The following is a 23,086-nucleotide window of genomic DNA, read 5'->3' on the forward strand; positions in this document are numbered from 1 at the left end:
TCGGTTTAGAGTAATTCATGATCGCTTAGCCCTGACAGGGAGCATAAAGCGCATAGCGTGGGCTTTGGACATCCGTGAGCGCCGTGCCTTCAAGGACCGCCTCTATGGCTGTGTATCTTGGTTCAGGTTGGGCATTCATTACGTCCCCGACGCTGGCGAAATTGACCTGTCGGTTAAGATGAATAGTGGGCAAATACCCTCTTCGGTCCAGCAAGATCGCCTCGAAACCGGCTGCACAGACGGCCTCGGCAAGATCAGCGGCAGGAGTTGCATCAAGGGCCTCAAGCTGTTGTCCCAGCTCGGAGTCTGGGCGCGCGCCATAGCTGAACAGCATTGTTTGCGTATGTAGATAGGGTACGAATTGCTCATACATTTGAATGCGTCCCACACTGCCGCCCTCCGGAAAGCGGCCATGCGGCAGTTGCAGGATACGAGTGCCCGGTGCGAGCGCGCCCTCAAGGGCGGCGAAATAGGCGCTATCGCTCTGATAAGCCTCTTTGATTTCGTCAAATTGGGGTCGCGATTGCTTGCCGGTAACATCCGCCAGTGCCACAATGGATACCAAGATCAGCACCCCCCAGGCCAATTTGCGACGTGGCGCGCGGGCCCACCACTGGCTGGCGAGAAGGCCTACGGGGATCAGGGCGATGAACCCGATGAAAGGCGCAAAACGATAGAGCGAGCGAAACACCATCAACCCCTGCAGCGCGAAGAAAAGCCCCAGCGAAGCGGCAGAGGCATAGAGCAGATAGGCCAGCATCAAGGCCCCCGGTACGCGCAGGCGCGGGACCAGCGTATCAGCCAGCTTTCCCCAAAGCAGCAGGATCAGCCCCACCGTACCGATCAGCCCCAGTGAAACGGACTCATTGATATGTGCACTGGGATAGATGTCGTTGTACTGGCGCGACAGGTCCCGAAAAGTGCCGCTGAAATGGTCCCGGATCGGCAGGATCAGTTGTATCGGTTTCAGCCCCCAGAACTCTGCATGCTGCCAGAGACGTTCTGCCCCGACGCCGTTGCCGTTCAGAATTGCGTCCCATCCCAAGAACCCGATGACTGCGACCGGAAAAGCCACCAGTAGGCTAATTAGGGTAATGCTTTTCCAATGCCGGTTCGCGCGCGCCTGTGACAGCCTGTAAAGCCCCGCAAAAAACAGCGTCATAGCGCCAAAAAACCCATAATAGGGGTCGGTCGTCGCCGCCAGAAATCCTGCCAGTAGCCCCCACGGGACAACAAGTTTCGGATCTGAATCCAAACGCCCTTCCCCGATCCAGCAAGCCACCATCACCACCAGTGGGATCGCAAAGTAGAAGGACAGGGCAATATGCATCTGACCGGAGTATGTGTGAAATGGCAGCAGAGCATAAAGGATCGCAAGCGCCCCTGCGATAGCGGGTGCAATGCCCCTTTCGCGCAGGGCAATATTGGCAGTAAGCGCGATGGCAGGAAAGCCCATCAAGTAGAGCACATTCAAAGCTCCGCCCCAATCGGTAAAACGGGTAAAAAGCGCCAGTAGCGCATAAATCAGCGGCTGGAACAGCGGCACGGGGTAGTCGCGCGCCACAACCCCCGCTCCCCCGGCCAGCCGCGCAAGATCACCAGCCCCGGTGCCTTCATCAATGCCCTTGGCATAAGCAAAATAGAGATTGACGTCGAAGTTATGCCAGATGAAGATCGAGCGATCCGTCAGGTAATGGAACGGGACGTTGAAATCCTGCATGCGAAAGACATCAAGCGCCAGCGCGGTTGCCAGGCAACTAAATGCAACCACGATCAGGTAACTTCTGAGTACTGTCATGATGGGGCTCATTCCTCGTTGCCTTTTTGGAAACCCAGCTTGTGGGCCTTGGTTTTTACGTAGCGTTTTACGCCGCGATCTTGTGGGGTTGATCTATTCTTCAAGCACCATCACGAAGCCGCATCGGGCTGGTTGTATTGCAAATCATAAAGGGTGCGGAAAACTCCGTCCAATTCCAACAGCTCAGCCAGCTTACCCTGTTCGATCACCTCTCCCTCCTTCAATACCAATATCTGATCCGCGCTGAGTACCGTGGAAAGCCGGTGCGCGATGACGATGGTCGTGCGCCCCTCGCTGAGCCGGAGCAGCGCCTCCTTGACCAGATGTTCGGATTCCGAATCCAACGCACTGGTCGCCTCATCCATCAACAGGATCGCACTGTCACGCAGAATGGCGCGCGCGATCGCGATGCGCTGGCGTTGCCCGCCCGACAGGGCAAATCCATTCTCCCCGATGTCCGCATCATACCCTTGCGGCATCTTGGTAATGAATTCATGCGCATTGGCGGCTTTGGCGGCGGCAATGATCTCGGCCTCCGTGGCGGTCTCTTTCCCAAGAGTGATGTTGTGGCGCACCGTGCCCTCAAAGAGAAAAGTCTCCTGACCGACAAAGGCAATCTTGTCGCGCAGGGAGTCAAAACGCGCCGCGCGCAGATCGCAGCCGTCGATCTCAATGCTGCCACTGGTGGGGTCATAAAGGCGCAAGATCAGATTGATGATGGTCGATTTGCCCCCGCCCGACGGACCCACCAAAGCGGTCGTCTGCCCGGCCTTGAATTCGATATCCAGGTGCTTCAGGATCGGTTTGTCTTGATCAGCACCATATTGAAAGCTTACGTCCTTGAAACGGACCGCCCCCGCACCACCAGGAAGCGGCACAGCGTCCGAGACCTCCTTGATCGTGATCGGGGTGTCGAGCACCTGATACATCATACCCACGCCGATCATGCCGCTTTCGATACTGATCCGCATGCGCGCCAGCCGCTTTGCCGGTTCATAAGCCATCAACAGGGCGGTGACGAAAGACATCAACTCACCTGCCGTCGTGGTGCTTTCGCCAAAGATATTCACCGCGCTCAGCGCGACAACGGAGGCGATTGCAAAACCTGACAGTATTTCCATCAACGGGCTTGTGGCCGCAGACAGGCGCGCCATGGCGTTGCTGCGGTTTTCGACGGTCGAAACCGCCTGCCCCATCCGTTGGGACATGCGCTCTTCTAAGGCGAAGGCCTTGATCACGCGGATGCCGGCGGAGGTCTCCTGGATGATCTTGATAATCTCCTTGGAGGAGGCGATCTGAGCCTCGACGATGCTGCCAACCCGGGAGAGGATTTTGCGAATGCCAATGATGGCGATGGGTCCAAAGATGATTGAAAACAACGACAGCGTCGGCTGCTGGTAGAACATCACCACAATCAGACCGATAAGCGTCAACAGATCGCGCACGGCCCCCATCACGATCGTATCGATCACGCTTCGGGCGGATTGTGCCGACAGCGTCACCCGGTTCAGGATATCCGAGACGCCGCGCTCGCTGAAAAAGGCGATGCCATGTTGCAGGATGTTATCATAGAGCTTTTGTTGTTGTGCGGCAACGATACTGTTACCTGCGCGGCTCAGGAAAACGACCTGCACATAGGTTGCCACCCCCTTGACCGTAAAGATCAGCGCAACGGCGGCGGCGACGGTAAAAACCTTGAACCGATCCCCCGACTCCACCATCGTATCGATGATATCCGCCATGATCCAGGCCGTCAGTGCAGTTGTGATCGCAATGACGATCATTGCGCAAATCGCCACCCCATAGCTGAATTTCTGCAAACCAAAGTTCTCGCGCAACAGGCGAACGAGCATTTTACGGTTCAAGTTGGCGGTAAAACTCTCAAACATTTCAACACGCTTCTTTTCGGTTCGACCTCTGAGTACGGCCTATTCTGCCTCATGTCGAGATTGCATTTCCAATACTGTTTTCAAGCAAGTGGGGTGTATGGAATAGGCCCAGCGTGCCGTCGCCGAGGGTCTCGAACACGGGTGAAGTTTGATTGAACTACCCCGCTGGTCAGGGTATCGTCTCACAAAATTTAAGACGGGCATTTTCGGGTATGATCAAAGGCTATAAGCTCAAGCGTGAATTGCTTCGTATTGCGCGCAAACCCAAACAGTTGAAAGATGACGCGCTGACCTTCCTGTTCGGCGCAAGGTACTATGATCGATTTCTGGCCGACCAGTGCCGCGTACAGGCAGGCGTGCAGGAGATGGGGCAGAATGTCGCCGTTTATCTCATCTACCCCTCACGCGGGTTGAAACCATCGCATCTGAGGACATTGCGCTATCTTCACGCCAAAAACTACAGTGTGATCGTGGTCAGCAATCTGCCACTTGAGGAGGCCGAGGTGCATCAGATCCTCCCCCTCAGCCATCGCTATATTCAACGCCCCAATTTCGGCTATGATTTCGGCGGTTACCGCGACGGGGTTCTGTCTGTTCTGTCCGGGCCTAAGCTGCCCGAGAGGTTGGTCTTGCTGAACGATTCTGCATGGTTCCCGATATCGGATGCCACGGATTGGCTCGATGATGTCGCACAGCTCGATGTGGATTTCGCCGCCGCTGCGTCCAATTACGGCGTGCCACGCCCGGACCCGGAAGATTTCCGCAATATGGTCTTTGACTATCGCAGCGATCATAAACGGTTTCACTATTGCTCCTTCGCCCTCGCCTTCGGATCCCGTATTCTCAGGGATCTCGATTTCAAGAAATTCTGGGAGCGCTTCCCCCTGAGTAATGAAAAAACAGCAACCGTACGACGCGGCGAGGTCGGGCTCACGGCCTGGGTCCTGCGCAAGGGGTACTTGCATGGTGCGACCTTTGACATGGCCTCACTGGAGCGGTGCCTGAACGGGCTGAGTGATGCGAGACTGCGCCAGGTCATCGAGCATCTGATCGTACCCGCAGATGCACGCATGAAAGAGACCCTGTCCAGAAGCCTCGCGGATCTGGAGGATCTGTCGCGCGAAGATCGCATCAAGCTGGTGCTCACCACCATCGCGCGCCAAGGGGTGAGCTATGCCACCGCCTATTTCAACATGCTCGAACAAGGGTTTCCGTTTCTGAAGAAATCACCCGTTTGGCTGGATGAGCAGGCGCGCGAGCGCACGTTGAACATTCTCGACACCTTGGGAACGCCCGCGGCGATCGAGGCAAAGGCGGAGGCGCTGGAGATCAAGCCCTAAAAATGCATCTGCATGCAGGTCCTTCGAGTATGCAGGCCAGATTGGAAACCCGACGTTTCAGGTAATGTTTGGAAAGCCAGTGCAAACTATTTCTCTTGCATCACAATCTGGCGCAGCCGGTTATCTTCCAGATCACAGTCCTTATCGACACTCTCAAAGTAATCCCAATCTCTCGTATCGTCATGGATGGAATTCACAGCGTCACCCCGACGCATTTTTACTTTTTCAAAAAATTCGCGGCTTTGGATTTGATAATGGTTCAATTGAAAGATCTCGTTTTCCGAAATTGTCTTCGATGAACAGGCATCTTTGATCTTGTGGATATGTAACTGCGAAAATGTCTTCAGGGCAGATGTTCTGCAAATCCATTTGGTCATTTGGTGGGGACCAAGTTGCGGATGCCGCATGACGAAAGATTTCCGTACACTTTCAGGCTGACGGTCCAACCCGTTGCTGCCGAAAACGGACCAGTTGGTGTAAATTACATCTGTACCAATGAAATCAGACAGCCTGTCCGATATTTTCGATCCATCCTTGCAAAACCAGAACTCATCGATGTCGGCCGTAAGCAACCATTCAAAATCCTGACGGATGTTGAAGCGCTCTATGACTTCCCAATAATGCTCCAACTGATGCCATTTTTTGGGTAGGTAGATATATTCTACACGCCCTCCCTCGACAAAGCTTTCGGCAATCTTTCTTGAGCCATCCGTACTGCCATTATCAATCAGAAAAATCTTTCCCGCGCCCTGATCAAGATGGTGGTCGATCCATTCCCGCAGGCCCGACTCTTCATTTTTCATGATCGCCAAAACAGCGAGGTTACCTTTGTAGGATTGTTTTTCTTTCAGCCGCTTCTTCTGCCTTAAAGCATCGTTTCTACGATTATTCCACTGCCTAAAGCGCTTCACGAAAGCACTGTTTTTCGAAAGCCAGTAGGTGAACGCCTTAGCCATCTGCAAGTTACCTTTGCTTTATTTTATATTCTTCCTCTGCCTTCACATAGCAGCAGAGTTCAGTCACGTATCCAAGAGATATAGCCGGTGTCGTTCCGCGTTTCACAGGGTATCCCTGAGGGCACCGAGGGCCCTGGCCAGTAAGGTTTGCGCCACTACGGGGTCATTGGTCTCAATGTAGAGCCGCAATTCGGGGGCGTTTCCGGAGGGGCGGATGTGGATGACATCGCCGTCTGTTAGAGTCAGGCGCAGCCCGTCGGTCAAATCCATATTATGTTCTTGCTTGCCCAGACCCGCCAGAAACGCAGCGCGGGTGACGGGGTCGTTCTGCCACTTGGCCAGCAGAGCGCGGCTCTTGTCCTGGTCTACGTTTTGCAAGCGGTCCGCGACTGTGACCACGGGGGGTTCCTGCGCCACGCGCGCGGCGATGCCCCTCCGCCCAGCGTATAGCGTCATGAGGATCGGCAGGGTGCAATCACGCGTCACCAGAGCGGGGATTGGGCCCGCCGGACCCGTCGCGTCAAACCCGAGCAGGAAGCCGCCATTGGCCTCATAGCCCACAACAGAGCCGCTGGCGGTTTCCATCGCGGCAATGACAAAAGGCGAGCCGATTTGCGTCAGCTTGACCTCTTTGAAGCTCTTTTGCGTCACCCCGCTGTTGGAGGAGATCGGCGTGGCGATCACCTCTGCGCCCAGAACCTGCGCCGTGATCTGACCCAGAATATCGCCCGGCACCACACGCCCGGTCTCATCCGCCAACAAAGGTCGGTCAGAATCCCCATCCGTGGAGACCAGCGCGTTCAAGTCATGGGTTTTCACCCACTCGGCGATTTGCGCGCGGGTATCCGGGTCCACCGCTTCGGTATCCACGGGGATGAAATGCTCTGAGCGACCGAGTTCGATCACCTCTGCCCCGAGCCCCGCAAGGATGCGCATCAGATCATCGCGCCCTACCGCGCTATGAGTGTAAACGCCGATGCGCTGGCCCTGAAGCGCGCGCGCCCCAAAAGCATCGACATAGCGCGCTACATAGCGGTCCGCGGCCAGGACGTCGGTTTCCAGCGCGCCCGGCACACCCGCGAAGGCGGGTGTCTCGTCGAGATGTGCCAGGATCGCGGCCTCATCCGCCTTGGTGATCTCGCCCGTTACCGTGTAGAATTTCAACCCGTTGCGATCGGCGGGAATGTGGCTGCCGGTGACCATCACCGCGCCTGCACCCGCCGCTTGAGCCGCCAGCGCCAGCGCGGGCGTGGGCAATGCACCGCAATCGATCACGCGGGTCCCGCGCGCGCGCGCCGCTGCGATCACATCACCTGCAATGCGTGGCGAGGAAGGGCGCAGATCGCGCCCGACACATAAGATACCCCCCGCATCGCAGGCCGCCAGAAACGCCTGCACATGGGCGGTGATCAACGCGGGCGTCATGCCCGTCACGAGCCCACGCAGCCCGCTTGTTCCGAATTTGACTGTCATGATCGATCCCCGGTTTGGCGGAAGGTTTCAGAGCTTGCTCAGATAGGTGCCGTAATCGTTCTTGGCGTATTTCTTGGCTTCGCCTGCGAGGTCCTCGCGTGAAATCCAGCCCAGTTCAAAGGCGATTTCCTCGGGGCAACCGATCTGCTGGCCCTGGCGTTTTTCGATGGTGCGCACGAAATTCCCCGCATCCAGAAGGCTGTCATGCGTGCCCGTATCAAGCCAGGCATAGCCGCGCCCCATGCGTTGGACGCGCAGGGTTTTTTCAGCCAGATACATCTCCAGCAAGCTGGTGATCTCCACCTCACCGCGCGCAGAGGGCTTCACCGCGCGCGCTTTGGCGGGTGCGGTGCCATCGACAAAATAAAGTCCGGTGACCGCGTGGTTGGAGGGGGGGATTTCGGGTTTTTCGATGATCCCGCGCACCACGCCGGCCTCGTCGAAATCCACCACGCCGTAGCGTTCGGGATCGGCCACCTGATAGCCGAAAACCGTGGCCCCGTGGGGCTGTTCATCCGCTGCCGCCATCAATTTGGGTAGGGCGTGACCAAAGAATATGTTATCCCCCAGCACCAAGGCTGAAGGGGCCCCAGCCAGAAAATCCTCCGCCAGGATGAAGGCCTGCGCGAGGCCATCTGGCGAGGGTTGCACGATGTAGGTGAGGCTCACGCCCCATTGCGATCCATCCCCCAGCATGCGCTGGAATTGCGCCTGATCTTCGGGCGTGGTGATCATCGCGATCTCGCGAATACCGGCCAGCATCAGCACCGAGAGCGGATAATAGATCATCGGTTTGTCATAGATCGGCAGCAACTGCTTGGAGACGCCCAGCGTGATCGGATAGAGCCGCGTGCCCGAGCCACCCGCCAGAATGATGCCTTTGCGCTGTGTCATGGGATAGCTCCTTTAGGGGGTCAGATCGGCCAGAACCTGCGCCAGGCCCGCGCGCCAATCGGGGCGTTCGATGCCGAAGGCGGATGTGGTTGTGGTACAGTTGAGCCGGGAATTCGCAGGGCGTTTGGCCGGGGTGGGATATTGGTCCGTGGTGATGTCGGTGACATCCACACTCAGATCGCTTTGCGCAAAGATTTCGCGTGCGAAATCGGCCCAGCTGACGTCCGGAGCCCCGCTGAAATGATAGGTGCCCGATTTTGAGGGGTCCGCGTGCAGCGCGCGCGCGATTTTCATGCAGGCGGCGGCAATATCGCGCGCCGGGGTCGGCCCGCCGATCTGATCCCCCACGATTGTAAGGGCGTCGCGTTCTGCCCCCAGCCGCCGCATGGTTCTCACGAAATTATTGCCATGCGCGGAAAACACCCAGGCCGTGCGCAGGATCGCATAGGTTCCACCGGCAGCCGCCACGCCTTTTTCTCCGCCCAGCTTGCTGGCCCCGTAAACGCCCAGAGGCCCGGTGGGCGCGTCCGGTTGCCAAGGTGCTGAGCCGGAGCCGTCAAAGACATAATCGGTCGAGATATGTACAAACGGGATGCCACGCGCCGCAGCGGCTGCGGCCATCGCCGTCGGGGCCATGGCGTTGACGATCATCGCCGTGTCGCGATTTTCCTCGGCCTTATCCACAGCCGTATAGGCGGCGGCATTGATCACCGCATCCGCGTCCGTAGCCGCAATCACCGCTTCGCAGGCACCGGGATCGGTGAGATCCGCATCCGCGCGCCCCAGACAGGTCACCCCGTCAAAGAGCGCCAGTTCCGTAGCGACCTGCCCGGTTTGGCCAAAGACGAGAACATTCATGCCTTGACGCCCAACCGTGCGCCCACGCCGTCGCGATCTTGTAACGCGCGCCACCAGGCCTCGTTGTCCAGATACCACTGCACGGTTTTGCGCAGGCCTTCCTCGACGGTAACGGACGGACGCCAGCCCAGTTCTTCGCGCATCCGTGTGGGGTCAATCGCATAGCGCGCATCATGGCCGGGTCGGTCGGTCACGAAACGGATCTGATCGCTGTAGGAGCCTGCCGGTTTGGGGCGCAATTCATCCAGGATTGCGCAGAGCGTTTGCACCAGTTCCAGGTTCGTGCGCTCGTTTTCGCCGCCAATGTTATAGCTGCGCCCGAGCTTGCCCCGTTGCAATACAGTCAGCAGCGCATCGGCGTGATCCTCGACATAGAGCCAGTCGCGCACATTGGAGCCATCGCCGTAAATCGGCAGGTCTTTCCCGGCCAGCGCGTTCAGGATCACCACCGGGATCAGCTTTTCGGGGAAGTGATAGGGGCCGTAATTATTGGAACAATTCGTCATCACGATGGGTAACCCGTAGGTCTCCCCCCAGGCGCGCACCAGATGATCGCTGGCCGCTTTGGAGGCGGAATAGGGGCTGCGCGGATCATAGGGCGTGGTTTCGGTGAACTGCCCGGTTGGCCCCAGCGAGCCGAAGACCTCATCGGTGGAGATATGATGGAAACGGAAGCCCTCGGGCTTGCCCTGCGTAGCCCAATAGGCGCGCGCGGCTTCCAGCAGGTGATAGGTGCCGGTGATGTTCGTCTCGATAAAATCGCCGGGCCCGTCGATGGAGCGGTCCACATGGGATTCCGCGGCCAGATGCATTACGGCGTCGGGCTTATGTGTGGCAAACACCCGGTCGAGTGCTGCGCGGTCACGGATGTCGGCCTGCTCGAAAGCATAGGCGGGATGATCCGCCACGCTCGCCACATTATCGAGACAGGCGGCATAGGTCAGCGCGTCGAGATTCACGACGCTGTAACCTCGCGCAATCGCCTGGCGCACGACGGCGGACCCGATGAAGCCCGCACCCCCCGTAACCAGAAGCTTCATGGACTTATCCTTCATAGGTAAACGGGCTGTTGAAATTCGCAAGACCCGGTGCCGCGGCGTCTTTTTCGGACAAAACAGGCTCTAAATCGTCCAATTCCCAATCGATCCCGATCTGTGGGCAATCAAAACGTATCGCCCCATCACAGTCCGGCGCGTAGTAATCAGAGCATTTATAGATGATTTCGGTCTCCGGCACACGTGTCGCAAAGCCGTGCAGGAAACCGGTGGGCACCAGAATCTGGCGGCCATTCTCAAAGCTCAACTCGGCACCCACCCATTGGCCATAGGTCGGCGAGCCGCGCCGGATATCGACCACCACATCGAAAAACGCGCCGCGCCCGCAGCGCACCAGTTTCGCCTGCGCATGGGGGGGGGATTGGAAATGCAACCCGCGCACGGTGCCCGCCTGCATGGAGAGCGAATGATTATCCTGCACCCAAGCGTAATCGAGCCCCTGTTCGGCCATCGCCCGCGCGCTCCAGCTTTCGCTGAAAAACCCGCGCGCATCGCCAAACCGCCGCGGCGTCAGGATAAAAACACCCGCCAGTTTCGTCTTCTCAATCTGCAACTCTTCATCCTCACCGTGATCGCGCCTTCAATACACCGGGGCCCGATCAGATTAAACATGTATCCGCATATCCTTCCGGCACCGGATGGCATGGTGGCGCAAAACAATGTTCCAAAGTTTAAGATTCCTACACAATCGGCAAAGAGCACACGCGCAGGCACCCGGCGGAACCACTCCGCATACTCTCAGGGGGTCGGATGGGGAATCGTTGCACGACAGGGCGTCATCTGCTCCGCCTTACCCGTATCATTTTTCGAGATCTGCCTAGGTTCAGGTCCTATTAATTGCCTTGATGCTGAGTTGTTGTCATGATTCACGAACCCCAATGATTTGGGAGACAGATGAGCAATCTTTATTGGCTGACAGAAGCGCAGATGGTACGACTTCGCCCATTCCTTCCAAGGAGCCGAGGTCGACAGCGCGTTGATGAACGGCGCCTCCTGAGCGGGATTATCTTCATCAATCGCAATGGTTACGTTGGTGTGATGCACCCGCAGACTATGGCCCACCCAAGACCTTGTACAACCGCTGGAAGCGATGGAGCGATATGGGTGTATTCGCTCGGATAATGACAGGGCTCGCGGCGGAGGCACCCGACAATAAAACCATCTCAATCCCCTCTCAGCGATGAAAGCATCGCCTGCCGGGCAATGGTACAGCGATTACACCGGTGCGGCGGCTTTGCTGAGCGGTTTAGCGGATGCGGAATGGTTACTCGCCGACCGGGGTTATGATGCAGCTTGGTTCCGAGAAGCCTTGTCAGACAGGGGCACAAGGCCCTGCGTCCCAGGGCGTAAGTCACGCAAGAAGGTCGTTAGATACGACAAATGCCGCAACCGCCCCTCTCGTGACATTGCTTTACAATGCACTGCCGGGCAACGGTTGAGAACTTGTTTGGCATGCTCAAAGACTAGCGGCGCATTGCAACCCGATATGACCGATGTCCGGAGTTGTTCCTCTCAGCAATAGCGCTCGCAGCAACCGTATTGTTCTGGTTATGAGATGCTGTAACGGGGCCTACGCCACGCTCTACCATTGCTATTTGTCAGACCTGCGCTGCGCTGTCGCTATTTCCGTATTGAAACTGCATGGAGGATTACGGAATGAGACACTTTATTGGATTGGATGTATTGCTAGCGAAGACTGCAATCTGCGTGGTGAGCGAACACGGCAAGATCATCAAAGAGGCTGAGACAGCCAGCGAGCCCGAGATGTTGGTGCGCTGGTTGGGCAATCTGGACGGAAGTGTTGCCGTGGTTAGCCTAGAGGCTGGCCCGTTATCGCAATGGTTGCACCGTGGTTTGACAGAGGCTGGCTGGTCTTGCCACGTTTTAGTTCCGGTCTCTTTCGAGCAATGTTTGCTATGAAGGAGATAGAGAATGGCACCGAGATACACAGACGAGTTTCGTCTTGATGCAGTACGCATCGCAACGACCAGTGGGCTGACACGACCGCAAGCGGCAGCGGATTTAGGAGTTGGGCTTTCGACGTTGAACAAGTGGGTTCAAAAGCATCAGCATGACAACCTGATGTCGGGTCCTCACGAGGATGTCGAGAAAGAGAACGAACGCCTTCGCAAGGAAGTTCGGTTGCTTCGCGAGGAGAGGGAAGTGTTAAAAAAAGCGGCAATCTTCTTTGCAGGCCAAAGTCGGTGAGGTTCGCCTTTATCGACGCCTGGAAAGAAGAATGGCCTGTCGAATTTCTTTGCCGCGTCATGCAGGTTACGTCGCGAGGATTTCGCGCGTGGCGAAGCCGCCCGATGAGCCAGCGACAGCGCGACGATATGGTGATCCTGGCGCATATCCGCGAACAGCACCGCTTAAGCCTGCAAAGCTATGGCGGGCCTCGCATGACCGAAGAACTGCAAGAACTGGGTCTGCAAGTTGGGCACCGGCGCGTGGGCCGCTTAATGCGGGAGAATAGCATCAAAATCATCAGGACCCAGAAATACAAGGTTACGACCGACAGCAATCATGCGTTTAACATCGCCCCTAACTTGCTGGGCCAGGACTTCTTTGCAGATGGTCCAAACCAAAAGTGGGCCGATGACATTTCCTACATCTGGACCAGTGAGGGCTGGTTGTATCTGGCAGTGATCCTTGATTTGTATTCCCGTCGTGTCATCGGTTGGGCGGTTAGCAATCGTATGAAGCGGGATCTGGCGATCCGAGCATTGGATATGGCTGTGGCACTGCGGCAACCGCCGAAGGGCTGCATGCATCATACGGATCGCGGGTCGCAATATTGTTCAGGCGACTATCAGAAACGGCTGTCTAAACACGGCTTCCAAGTTTCGATGAGCGGTAAGGGAAACTGCTACGACAATTCCATGGTTGAAACGTTCTTCAAATCACTCAAGGCAGAGCTGATTTGGCGCAACCGCTGGGAAACCAGGCGTAAAGCCGAAGGGGCGATTTTCCAGTATATCAATGGGTTCTACAATCCACGACGGCGGCACTCGTCATTAGGTGGCAAAAGCCCCTTGGCCTTCGAACGAAAGGCTGCCTAAATGAGTTGAGAGACCGGAACGCAACCGCGACAAGACCAGCCTTGGATGCCGTGCTTATGGAAACCCGCCTGGTGAAGAGTGCTCTGAAGGCTATGCCGATTAAGACGGAGCGGCGGGATGCTGAGGGCATCGCGCGTCTACTGCACCTTGGCTGGTTCCGACCGGTGCATTGTAAATCGATATCTGCTCAAGAAACCCGGGCTGTTCTCGGTGTCCGAAAAGCCATTCAGCAGAACATGATCGCGCTGGAGATGTCACTGAGAGGGTTGCTGCGGAACTTTGGCTTAAAGGTCGGCGCGATCTCTCATGGCAGGTTCGAAATACGCATTCGAGAGTTGGCAGATGGGAGCCCTATGTTGGAAGCTGGAACCATACCGATGCTGCGTGCCAGAGCTTCCCTGCGGCAGGAACTTGCAATGCTGGAGAAGCAGGTGCGCCAACTTGCACAGTCAGATCCGGTTTGCCGCCGCCTGATGACGATGCCAGGCATTGGGCCAGTTGTTGCGCTAACCTTCCGCGCAGCCGTTGATGATCCGGCACGCTTCCGATCTTCAAGGAGAATTGGCCCCTGGGTTGGTTTGACGCCGTCGCGCAACCAATCCGGTGAGCGAGATGTATCTGGTGGCATTACCAAGGCTGGCAATGTCAACCTGAGGCAGGCATTGTGTCAAGCTGCAACCGTTATGGTGAATCGTGGTCGGTCGACTTGGCTGAGAACTTGGGGATCGCAGCTCGCCCAACGCCGTGGCCGCAAAACTGGGATGGTCGCGCTTGCGCGCCGTATCGCAGTCATACTCCACCGGATTTGAATCGATGGTACAGAATTCCAATCGGATGCCGCGCCTATAGTTGCCTGATCGAACGATATTCCAACCGTTACCTGCTTGAACGCAGGCTTTCGAGGTCCCGCAGGGACATGGTTCCGATGATGCCGTGGTCAGGACTGTCGCTGACGCTCTTCAAGCACGCCTATGAGATGGGCACATCGGAATTACATCGAACCAGCATCATGTTGGCAGTCGCTGCACTGACCACGAACCGAAGCATGTACCCAAAGGACCTCAATCGAAAGCTATGACAGAAACTGGGAGCGGCCAGAGGCCAAAACGACCCGCTTTGGCGGATCAAATCGCTTGCAAGAAATGGCTTGACTGAACAGCCCTCGTTACCGAAGTCCTGAGCCTAGAATAATGGGGTTTACAGCCAAGGCATACGGCACGGCTGATCCCTTCAAAACCAATATCACAAGATCCGGAATCGTAGCTTTCAGCCTGCAAAGACCCTCATGCACACGACCCCGCCCCGCGCGGTTTACGGCTGGCCAATGTGCGCAAACCATGTGAGGATAAGTCCATCATCAAACACAATATTCTGGCCCCTCCCCCATGACCATGACCCAACCCGAGTTCCTGATCGAGGTCCCTGTTGAATGGATGACCAGCGCGATTGCTTCCGAGGCGACATTGACGACGGCCTGCTTCACGCAGCTTGTCCAGGCCGCGCAGGCGCTGGAGGCGCGGGTGGAAACCACGCCGGCGCAAATGTATTCGGATGCGGCACCGCGCCTGCCCGCGCCGGGACAGGTCTGTATTTCCTATCATTCCCATGGCGTTGAGGAAAACGTCTGGCGGGTCAAGGAAAGCTATCTGCCGGGGTATTTCACCTTTGACCGCTTTGGGTATTCGGGCTTTTCAGAGCTTGCCAAATATCCCGACCGCTTTGCGCAGGATATCGCCGCTTTCGACCTGACAGAAGCGCGCGCCAAGGTAGCCGCCTGCAAAGCTGCCTTTTTGGATGCAAACCGCTCGAAATACGCACAACCCGAAAGCCAAGCTGCCAAGCTGCCCGAGGGTTTCGTGTTCTTCCCGCTTCAGACGGTCCATGATGCCGTGGCCCAATTTGCCCATATCCGTCAGGTGGATGCGATTTCCTATCTGGCGCGCGCCAGTGCCGCGGCAGGGGTTGCGCTGGTCATCAAGCGCCATCCCTATTGCCAGGATACCGGGATCACAGGCGCGTTGGAAAATGTCACACAAACCTATCCGAATGTGACCCTGGTCGACGCGCCAATCGGGGAGTTGATCAGCAAAGCCCAGGCCGTGGTTGGTGCCAATTCAGGCGTGCTGTTTGAGGCTCTGATCGCAGGCAAGCCGGTCTTCAGTTTCGCCGACAGCGATTTTGCGCAGGCGACACAACAGATTACCGATCCTAGCGACCTGAAAGCGGCGTTCGAACCCTATAGTGGTCCGGATTCTAATCATATCCTGCGCTTTCTGGGGTGGTATCTGAGCAGCTATTGTTTTGAGCTGGACATGGGTAACGCACTGCAACGCAAGCTGCGGGACTGTCTGGACAGCGTAGCGCAAAAATCTGGTGCGGCCTTCGTTAGCGTTTCTGAGCGGACGAAAGCCAAACAGGTTTTTGCTGATCAGGAGCGGGGACGGCGCAATCAGCTGTCCTTTATGATGGTGCGCAATGCCTATCGTCAGTCGGCACGGGCTACGGGACGGTTTTGGGCCTTGCTCAGACCCTTCGTGACGATCGCATCAGTTTTGCGACACGGGAAACGGGGTCGTATTTTAGGTCGTATTTGGTGGCTTTTGCCCAAAAATCGGCGCGGTGAACTGGACCCGGCATATTACGAACGGTTGCACGCTGAAGAAATTTCTTATCAAACCAATAATTGGTTGGTGGAATATCTACCGCACCTGTCCCGCTTGAATGTAAATGCTGTGCTGGAAGTCGGCTGTGGCAACGGCAAATTCCTGCGCGCGGCAGCTGAAAAATTCCCGCGCGTTCTCGGCGCGGATTGGGTCCAAACCGAAACTCTGCCGCTGGAGTTGGAAAACGTCAGCTTCACCAAGGTGAACCTGATGCAGGAAAAACTGCCCGCTGCCGATGCCGTTTGCTCGGCGGATGTATTGGAACACATGCCACGCGAGAAGATCGAACAGGTCATCGACACGCTGGCGCAGGCCGGACCCAAACAGTTTCACGTGATTGCCTGCTATGACGATGGGCACAGCCATTTATCGGTGTTTGATCCCGGCACATGGCTCGCGCTGTTTCGCAGGCGGGTGCCGGACGTTGAAATCGTCGATTTGCAACCGCGCTTTGGAGATCCGGAACGGCTCGTTTGTGTGATTTCTAACCTCAAGATCGGCACTGCCTGGCAACCGCCCGAAGGCAACGCATAAGCGATGGCGAAGACCTGTCGGCGCTGAACGCCGTTACGGATAAGGTGGACCTATGACACAAGACGCCCCTGATCGAACCCTGAAAACGCTTGGTTTCAGACTTGCGGACCTGACACGCCTGTTTACAGGATGCAGGGTGGTCAGCCTGGATGTGTTTGATACCGTATTGTCGCGGCGCACCCCGGACCCGGCGGATGTCTTTGCCTGGATGGAAACGGCACAGGCTCTGCCCGGGTTCGCCGCCGCGCGGGTTGGCGCGGAAAAGGCCGCGCGCAAGAAATTCGCCAAGCGCGGCAGCGAGGTCAGCCTTGCAGAAATCTATGCTGCTTTTGACGGGAAACTGGATCTGCCCGCCGACATCGCGGATCTGGAATTGACAGCTGAAAAACTCTTCCTCTATCCCAACCCCGATATCCTCGAGGTGATCGCAGAGGCACGCAAAAGCGGTCTGCGCGTGATCGCCATCAGCGACATGTATCTGTCGGGTGCACAGATCGAGGACTTGCTGGCCACGCATGGCATCGTGCTGGACAAGGTCTATGCCTCCAGCGATTTTCGCGACCAAAACATGGGTAAATACAACCAGCGCCTGTTTGATCATGTGATCGGAGAGGAAAATATTGATGCCGCATGCGTGCTGCACATCGGGGACAACCAGACGTCCGATATCACCCATGCGCTGGCGGCTGGAATGCGAGCGGTGAAGGTTGATGTCATCCATGATTACGCACAGGGGGCGGATGCGAACCTGCGCGCGCTGAGCCCCGCCACACAAACGCATGCGACCCGTATGATTATGGGTCAGATCGCCCATGATGTAGCACAGCACAACGCCCCAATCCCACCTCTTGAGGCCTTTGGATATACTTACGGCGGGCCACTGGTGCTAGGGTTCGTGCAGTTTCTGCTCCAACGCGCGCGTCAGGACGGGGTGGACCGGCTGGTCTTGCTGGAACGCGACGGCAGTATTGTCGCAGAAGCCTTAAAGGCCCTGGCCGAGGATGTGGATGTGGAATTCCGCCTTGTGCCCGCTTCGCGGCGCATGACCATGTTTCCCTGCCTCGCGGTGGGTGAAAGGGATCTCGCGCTCAAGCTCTTTGTACAAAAAAGCCTCACGGCGCAGGAATTCTTCGATACGCTGTCTTTGGAGCTTCCCGCAGAGCTTCATGGCAAGGGGGACACGACGGCTTCACCCGCTGCGTTCATGGACACCTATGAGGCGGTCCTGATGGCACAGGCGCAGGCCGAAAAGGCGGCGCTATTGCAGGAATTCTCAGAGGAACGCGCCTTGATTGCAAATGGGGGCAAGATCGCTTGGATCGATGTCGGCTGGACACTCAGTTCCATCGCAGCCCTCAATAAGCTGCTCGAACAGGACAGCGCATGTTATTGCATCGGTACCCATGAAGATGTCGCGAGGGGCGTCTCCTTTGCCGGGTATCTGTTCGAGAGCGGCACCCCGAAACCGGTATCAGAGGCCATCATGGCATGCCGCGAGTTGGTCGAATTGATATTTTCGGCCCCGAGCCTGTCCACAAATTATCTGATGATGAAAGGCGATAGGGTGGTACGCAATACCAAGCCTGCAAGTGCGGCAGAGACTCTACGCAACGTCTTCATTGAGGATGTCTGGCGCGGGACGCTGCGCTTTATCACGCAAACATGGCCGCTAATCTCTGGACTGGATTCCGAAGCCTTGCAGGCCCATAACCGTGAGGCCCTGCGCCGTCTGTCCCGGATGCCTTCCAAAGAGCAGCACGGCGCATTGGAACGCATCCCGCATGATCGTAACGCAGGCAAGGCAGAGTGGGGAACGATCGGGCAACACTGGACCCTGACACAGAACGTGGATGGCGCAGATCTGGGCCAGCACCGGTTCCTCTATGACCGTTTGCGTACCGACCTGCAGGACGCACGCAGGCGGCCCTTGCAGCAATTACGCAACCTGTTGACTTTCAAGCTGCTGAAGCGCCTGTCGCGCAGTACGCCTCCCCTGTCCAAAAGCCGCGCCGAACGTTTCGCGCGCTCAGCTGCTAAACGCGACCCGATGCGATAAGCCGGCGCTGGCAACGCTCCCTTGACCCGCATTGCCGCGCAATTTACCTACAACCAAGGATTGGGTGGCGACGATTAGGCGGGGATCAAAACAGAGCCCATGTTTCAGGAGTCTTTTGTGAAAATCAACGACGCAATTATTGGCAACACTGGATTTGTGGGCGGCAATCTGCTGCGCCAGCACGGGTTTTCAGCGACCTATAACAGCACAACAATTGACCAGTCAGCGGGGACATCCGTGGACACGTTGGTCTGCGCCGCCGCTCCCGGTTCCATGGTGGAGGCCAATGCCGACCCCGACCGGGACGCCGCGCGGATCAATGCCCTGTGCCGATCGCTGTCACAGATCAACGCAAAGCGTTTTGTGCTGATCTCCTCCATCGCGGTATTCTTGGATTTTGCCGGGCAGGATGACGAGGGCTCAACCGCGTATCAGACAAAACTGGCCTATGGACGCAACCGACGGCAACTGGAGGTCTTTTGTCAGGCGCATTTTACGGACTGTCTGATCCTGCGCCTGCCCGCGCTTTATGGGTCGGGCCTGAAGAAGAATTTCCTGTTTGATCTCCTCAATCCTGCGCCCACGCTGCTGAACACGGATAAGATGCAGCACCTGTCGGATGCGCTGCCCGGCTCCGAGGCGGAGCAGATCCGACAGTTTTATACTCTTGATACCGAATCCGGGTTTTATCGCATTGACCGCACAGCCTTTAACACCAGCGCACATCGGGCCGGGATGGAGACCGCCCTTGCCGCTTGTGACACGACGGCGCTCCAATTCACCCACAAGGATACGCGGTTTCAGTATTACGGGCTGGACCGGTTGTGGGCCGATATCAACAGAGCCTTCGAAGCCGGGCTGGGCCTGCTCAATCTGGCCACCGAGCCGCTCTGTGCTGCCGATATTTACCGCGCGGTAACGGGAGATGAGATGCCGAATACACAGGCCCGCCTGCACCGCGAAGACATGCAGACCCGGCATGCAGGTCTCTGGGGACAATCTGGTCCCTATATAGAGCCCTCTCGCGACGTCTTGCGCCGCGTGACGGATTTCTATGCCCGTGAAAAAGCCGCCCTATGATTTTCGCCGCCTCCAATATTGCCTGGCCGCCCGCACAACGTCTGGAAGCCTATGGTGCCCTGCATGCGGGCGGGTGTGTCGGCCTTGAGATCGCACCGGGATTGTTTTTCTGGGACACGCAAACGCCCTTTCGCCCCGAACGGCAGGTAATACAAACCGCGCTGGCCGAGGTGGATGACGCAGGGCTGAAGCTGGTCTCCATGCAATCCTTGCTCTTTGGAGTGGAGGGGGCCGCGCTGTTTGGCCCACAAGAGGCACACGAACGGTTCGAAGCCGGTATGGCGGCGGCGATTGATTTGGCCGCAGAGGTTGGCATTCCAAATCTCGTGGTCGGCTCCCCGAAACAGCGGATCATTCCTGACACGATGCCGCAGAAGGACGCAGAGGCGCGCGCGCAAGAGGTGTTTCACCGCCTTGGTGACCGCGCTGCCGCCGCCGGGACGATCCTGGCAATGGAAACAAACCCGGAAGTTTACGGCACGAATTTCCTCACGCATACACCACAGACCCTGGCATTTGTGCGACAGCTTGCGCACCCTGCGGTGCAAGTGAACCTGGATGTCGGAGCGATGATGATCAACGGTGAATTTGATACTAGCCGAGACGCCATCCGCGCGACAGCCCCCCAACTGTCGCATGTGCACATCAGCGCGCCTGCGCTGGACCCTGCTCCGGATGATATCGTGAACACGTCGGAAATCTTACAACTTTTGCGCGGTATCCGATATGAAAGATCCGTATCTATAGAGATGCGAACGCCCCCTACCGATCCAATTTCAAATTTAGAAAATTGCATTTCAAAACTCAATAAAGCCATAAAAATGACCTCGCATGATGACGTCTGACACAACACCCAATCCCCCGCAACGGCGCGGAGACCTCCTTGTCTCCGTCTGCTTTGTCAGCGACAGGCCAGGTGATATCTCCTTGGAAGCCCTGCGCCAGAGCGAACAGATGCTCAAGGCGCAGTTCCGCTACTGGGAGATCCTGATCATCATCGAGGCCACCGATACCACCGCCTATGATCGTCTGTTTGCGCATGTGGAAAATATCCGCCTGTTACGGGTCCGGGCGCGGCTCTCGAGCTATCGCGCGCGTGTGCTGGCCGCGATGGAGGCCATTGGCGATGTCGTGCTGATCACCACGCCCGATGATGCGGGGGCGGTGGATCTGTTCGGGATGATACTCTCCGCACATGAACAGGCCAGTATCATTGTTGCGCGTCGCCAGACCGCGTCCTTCATCGATCCCGTGCTGCGCGCCATCGGCAAGACAGGCGGATTTCGGGTGAGCACGCGCAATTTGCAAACAATCGCCTTTCCCCGCCCCTTGCTGAGTGTCCTGCTGAACCATCCGGACCGCGAAATCGCCCTGCGCTTCCCGCCGCGCGATGTGGCGATCCCGGTCCTCTTTGAGGATGTGCGCGCGCCCATCAACGGCCGGGGAATCCGCCACTTTGGCAAACGTCTTCAGCTTCTGCAAAAGCTCTCGGTGGCCATTGCCCCGCGCGTCCTCAACAGCATCGCGCTGATCTCAGGGCTGGTGATCCTGTCCGGTCTGATCTTTGCGATTTATGCCATAAGCGTTTGGCTGGTGCTGGAAGATGTACAACCTGGATGGCTAACAATTTCGTTGATGTTATCTTTTACTGCAATCTTTCTCGGGCTGTCAGTGTTCGGAATTTCCATTGGGTTACAAAAGGTTATCAATATGCTGTCCCCGCACCGCGATGATGGCATCATAGATGAACAAAGCAGCGTAGATTTGTTCAGTGAAGTGATGACAGAGTTGAACATCGAAAATACGGCATCCGATGCCCCCCTCAATTCCAGCAAGACACCCTGATGGGCGCGCAAGATGAGGCCGATATTGTCATCGTGGGAGGTGGTTTCTTTGGCTGTTGCCTGGCGCTTTTTCTGCGTTCTGTGGTGGCGCGGGTCGTGGTGATCGAGGCCGCCCCTGACATCATGAGCCGCGCCAGTCGCGTCAATCAAGCCCGTGTGCACACGGGCTATCACTATCCACGAAATATGCTGACAGCGGTAAAATCTATGGTCCTGCACAAACGCTTTATGCGCGACTTTCCTGAGGCCATTATAACAGATCTGTGCAGCCTCTATGCGGTCGCCCATCGCAACTCCAAGGTCTCTGAGCAGCGGTTTTTTCGTATGTTTCACGAGATTGGGGCCGATATCACCCCCGCCTCCCCCGGGGATCAGGCGCTGTTTGATCCCAATCAGGTGGCAGGCGTCTATGAATGTAGCGAATACGCCTTTGATTATGCCATCCTGCAACGCCAGTTGATGTCACGCATGGATGCACTGGGGATGGATCTGCGGCTCAACACCACAGTGCAGAACGTATCCGAAGAGTCGCAAACCTGCGTCGTGACCCTGTCGGACGGGCGCGAGATCCGCGCGGGTACCGTGTTCAACGTGACCTATGCGCACGTCAATCAGGTCCTCTGCGAAGACGCCTTCATGTCTGTGCCGCTCAAACATGAGATCGCTGAAATCGTATTGGTCGAGCCCCCCGAAGAGCTCACCGGCAAGGCCGTCACCCTGATGGACGGACCGTTCTTTTCCATGCTGCCCTACCCGGCCAGAGACCTCTATTCGTTGACGCACGTGCGATATACGCCGCATCTGAACTGGCGCGAGACCCCGGGCACCCCGCCCCCCTATGATATCCTGAAAAACTATGATGGTGACAGTAAAGCACCCCTTATGATCGCGGATGCCAAGCGATACATGCCCTGCCTTGCCGGGCTGAAGGTCAAAGACACCCTGTTTGATGTGAAAACGGTTCTGGTCAAGAACGAGCGCGATGACGGGCGCCCCATTCTGTTTCACCGCGCGCAGGGCGACAGTCGGGTAATTTCCGTATTGGGTGGCAAGATCGACAATATCTATGATCTGTTTGAACTGGTCCGCACGACCGATCCCTGCTGGGCAGAGGCGGACGCGCGTCATGTCATTGGCTCCCCATGACGGGGAACGGGAGGGGGGAGTTGATCCGTTTTTTCGCGGTGGCCTGCGCAGGGTTGTGCATTGATATCGGGCTGGCCTGGAGCCTGGCCGTCTGGGGTGGGGTTGGCCTGACGCTGGCGGCTGCTCTGGGGTTCATAGCTGGGGCTGTGTGCAATTATCTGCTACATGAATTCTGGACTTTCAGAGCTGCCAGCCGGTCGGTGTCACCCAGACGTATGGGACTTTATGCGCTCACGACGGGTGCCACCTTGCTCATCCGCTTGACCGCGGTTACCGCCCTGTCACGGCTGTTTCCGGCCGAGGGAAACGTGGCGCTGATCCTGCTTTTGGCCACGGGGGTGTCTTTCGCCTTCAATTTTGCAGCGAGCAAGTTCATAGTATTCAATCGCAGATAAGCCCCCAACCCGCCAATGACCCTAGATGCAAGGTAAATGAGTT

Annotated in this window: 19 protein-coding genes and 1 pseudogene; 12 read left to right on the top strand and 8 right to left on the bottom strand. The window is 57.1% G+C overall.

Annotated elements, in window-relative coordinates; genetic code table 11:
• Window positions 1-25: 25 nt before the first annotated feature.
• Both ROLI_RS22435 and ROLI_RS22440 read right to left on the bottom strand, forming a co-directional pair.
• Complete coding sequence (locus ROLI_RS22435) at window positions 26-1,798, bottom strand: hypothetical protein (RefSeq protein ID WP_187431735.1); 1,773 nt, start codon at window positions 1,796-1,798, stop codon at window positions 26-28.
• A 110-nt stretch (window positions 1,799-1,908) separates the two neighbouring features.
• A complete protein-coding gene (locus tag ROLI_RS22440) occupies window positions 1,909-3,687 on the bottom strand; it encodes an ABC transporter ATP-binding protein (RefSeq protein ID WP_187431734.1) in 1,779 nt (592 codons plus the stop codon).
• Window positions 3,688-3,899: 212 nt separating this feature from the next.
• Here ROLI_RS22440 and ROLI_RS22445 point away from each other — a divergent pair, with 212 nt between their 5' ends.
• Entirely contained in the window at window positions 3,900-5,027 is a 1,128-nt protein-coding gene (locus ROLI_RS22445) for a rhamnan synthesis F family protein (RefSeq protein ID WP_187431733.1), read from the top strand.
• A gap of 86 nt (window positions 5,028-5,113) precedes the next feature.
• Here ROLI_RS22445 and ROLI_RS22450 read toward each other — a convergent pair whose 3' ends face one another.
• The 6 genes from ROLI_RS22450 to rfbC form a co-directional block, all read right to left on the bottom strand.
• Window positions 5,114-5,983, bottom strand: a complete 870-nt coding sequence (locus tag ROLI_RS22450; RefSeq protein ID WP_187431732.1) for a glycosyltransferase family 92 protein — start codon at window positions 5,981-5,983, stop codon at window positions 5,114-5,116.
• 102 nt (window positions 5,984-6,085) lie between these two features.
• Window positions 6,086-7,456, bottom strand: a complete 1,371-nt coding sequence (locus ROLI_RS22455; RefSeq protein ID WP_187431731.1) for a phosphomannomutase — start codon at window positions 7,454-7,456, stop codon at window positions 6,086-6,088.
• A gap of 27 nt (window positions 7,457-7,483) precedes the next feature.
• The gene (rfbA, locus tag ROLI_RS22460; RefSeq protein WP_187431730.1) at window positions 7,484-8,350 is read right to left on the bottom strand and encodes a glucose-1-phosphate thymidylyltransferase RfbA; all 867 of its coding nucleotides are present in this window, start codon (window positions 8,348-8,350) and stop codon (window positions 7,484-7,486) included.
• 12 nt (window positions 8,351-8,362) lie between these two features.
• The gene (rfbD, locus tag ROLI_RS22465) at window positions 8,363-9,208 is read right to left on the bottom strand and encodes a dTDP-4-dehydrorhamnose reductase (protein ID WP_187431729.1); all 846 of its coding nucleotides are present in this window, start codon (window positions 9,206-9,208) and stop codon (window positions 8,363-8,365) included.
• Entirely contained in the window at window positions 9,205-10,248 is a 1,044-nt protein-coding gene (gene rfbB, locus ROLI_RS22470) for a dTDP-glucose 4,6-dehydratase (protein ID WP_187431728.1), read from the bottom strand. The genes rfbD and rfbB overlap by 4 nt, the downstream gene beginning before the upstream one ends.
• A gap of 4 nt (window positions 10,249-10,252) precedes the next feature.
• Window positions 10,253-10,816 carry a dTDP-4-dehydrorhamnose 3,5-epimerase gene (rfbC, locus tag ROLI_RS22475; protein WP_187431727.1) on the bottom strand — a complete coding sequence of 188 codons (564 nt, stop codon included), beginning with the start codon at window positions 10,814-10,816 and terminating at the stop codon, window positions 10,253-10,255.
• Window positions 10,817-11,157: 341 nt separating this feature from the next.
• Here rfbC and ROLI_RS22480 point away from each other — a divergent pair.
• From ROLI_RS22480 to ROLI_RS22530, 11 genes and pseudogenes are all read left to right on the top strand, one after another.
• Window positions 11,158-11,817 (top strand): annotated as a pseudogene (locus tag ROLI_RS22480) (transposase).
• Window positions 11,818-11,919: 102 nt separating this feature from the next.
• Window positions 11,920-12,183 (top strand): hypothetical protein, encoded by a 264-nt coding sequence (locus ROLI_RS22485; protein WP_262386647.1) that lies wholly within the window; start codon window positions 11,920-11,922, stop codon window positions 12,181-12,183.
• Between the two features lie 12 nt (window positions 12,184-12,195).
• A protein-coding gene (locus ROLI_RS22490; protein WP_338469156.1) for an IS3 family transposase occupies window positions 12,196-13,325 on the top strand; the annotation gives its coding sequence in 2 pieces (ribosomal slippage) (window positions 12,196-12,442 and window positions 12,442-13,325; 1,131 coding nt in all).
• Window positions 13,326-13,381: 56 nt separating this feature from the next.
• Window positions 13,382-14,134, top strand: a complete 753-nt coding sequence (locus ROLI_RS22495; RefSeq protein ID WP_316247469.1) for an IS110 family transposase — start codon at window positions 13,382-13,384, stop codon at window positions 14,132-14,134.
• A gap of 576 nt (window positions 14,135-14,710) precedes the next feature.
• Entirely contained in the window at window positions 14,711-16,522 is a 1,812-nt protein-coding gene (locus tag ROLI_RS22500) for a methyltransferase domain-containing protein (RefSeq protein ID WP_222869600.1), read from the top strand.
• Between the two features lie 52 nt (window positions 16,523-16,574).
• Window positions 16,575-18,578 carry an HAD family hydrolase gene (locus tag ROLI_RS22505; RefSeq protein WP_187431073.1) on the top strand — a complete coding sequence of 668 codons (2,004 nt, stop codon included), beginning with the start codon at window positions 16,575-16,577 and terminating at the stop codon, window positions 18,576-18,578.
• A gap of 117 nt (window positions 18,579-18,695) precedes the next feature.
• Window positions 18,696-19,658 (top strand): NAD-dependent epimerase/dehydratase family protein, encoded by a 963-nt coding sequence (locus ROLI_RS22510; protein WP_316247470.1) that lies wholly within the window; start codon window positions 18,696-18,698, stop codon window positions 19,656-19,658.
• The gene (locus ROLI_RS22515) at window positions 19,655-20,503 is read left to right on the top strand and encodes a sugar phosphate isomerase/epimerase (protein ID WP_187431075.1); all 849 of its coding nucleotides are present in this window, start codon (window positions 19,655-19,657) and stop codon (window positions 20,501-20,503) included. Before ROLI_RS22510 ends, ROLI_RS22515 begins: the two co-directional genes overlap by 4 nt.
• Entirely contained in the window at window positions 20,493-21,503 is a 1,011-nt protein-coding gene (locus ROLI_RS22520) for a hypothetical protein (protein WP_338469276.1), read from the top strand. The genes ROLI_RS22515 and ROLI_RS22520 overlap by 11 nt, the downstream gene beginning before the upstream one ends.
• Window positions 21,503-22,648 (top strand): FAD-dependent oxidoreductase, encoded by a 1,146-nt coding sequence (locus ROLI_RS22525; protein WP_187431077.1) that lies wholly within the window; start codon window positions 21,503-21,505, stop codon window positions 22,646-22,648. Before ROLI_RS22520 ends, ROLI_RS22525 begins: the two co-directional genes overlap by 1 nt.
• Before the next feature lie 20 nt (window positions 22,649-22,668).
• Window positions 22,669-23,043, top strand: coding sequence for a GtrA family protein (locus ROLI_RS22530; RefSeq protein WP_187431078.1), 375 nt, complete (start codon window positions 22,669-22,671; stop codon window positions 23,041-23,043).
• Window positions 23,044-23,086: the final 43 nt, after the last annotated feature.

Origin of the sequence: Roseobacter fucihabitans (assembly GCF_014337925.2) — a bacterium.
Lineage (GTDB): Bacteria > Pseudomonadota > Alphaproteobacteria > Rhodobacterales > Rhodobacteraceae > Roseobacter > Roseobacter fucihabitans.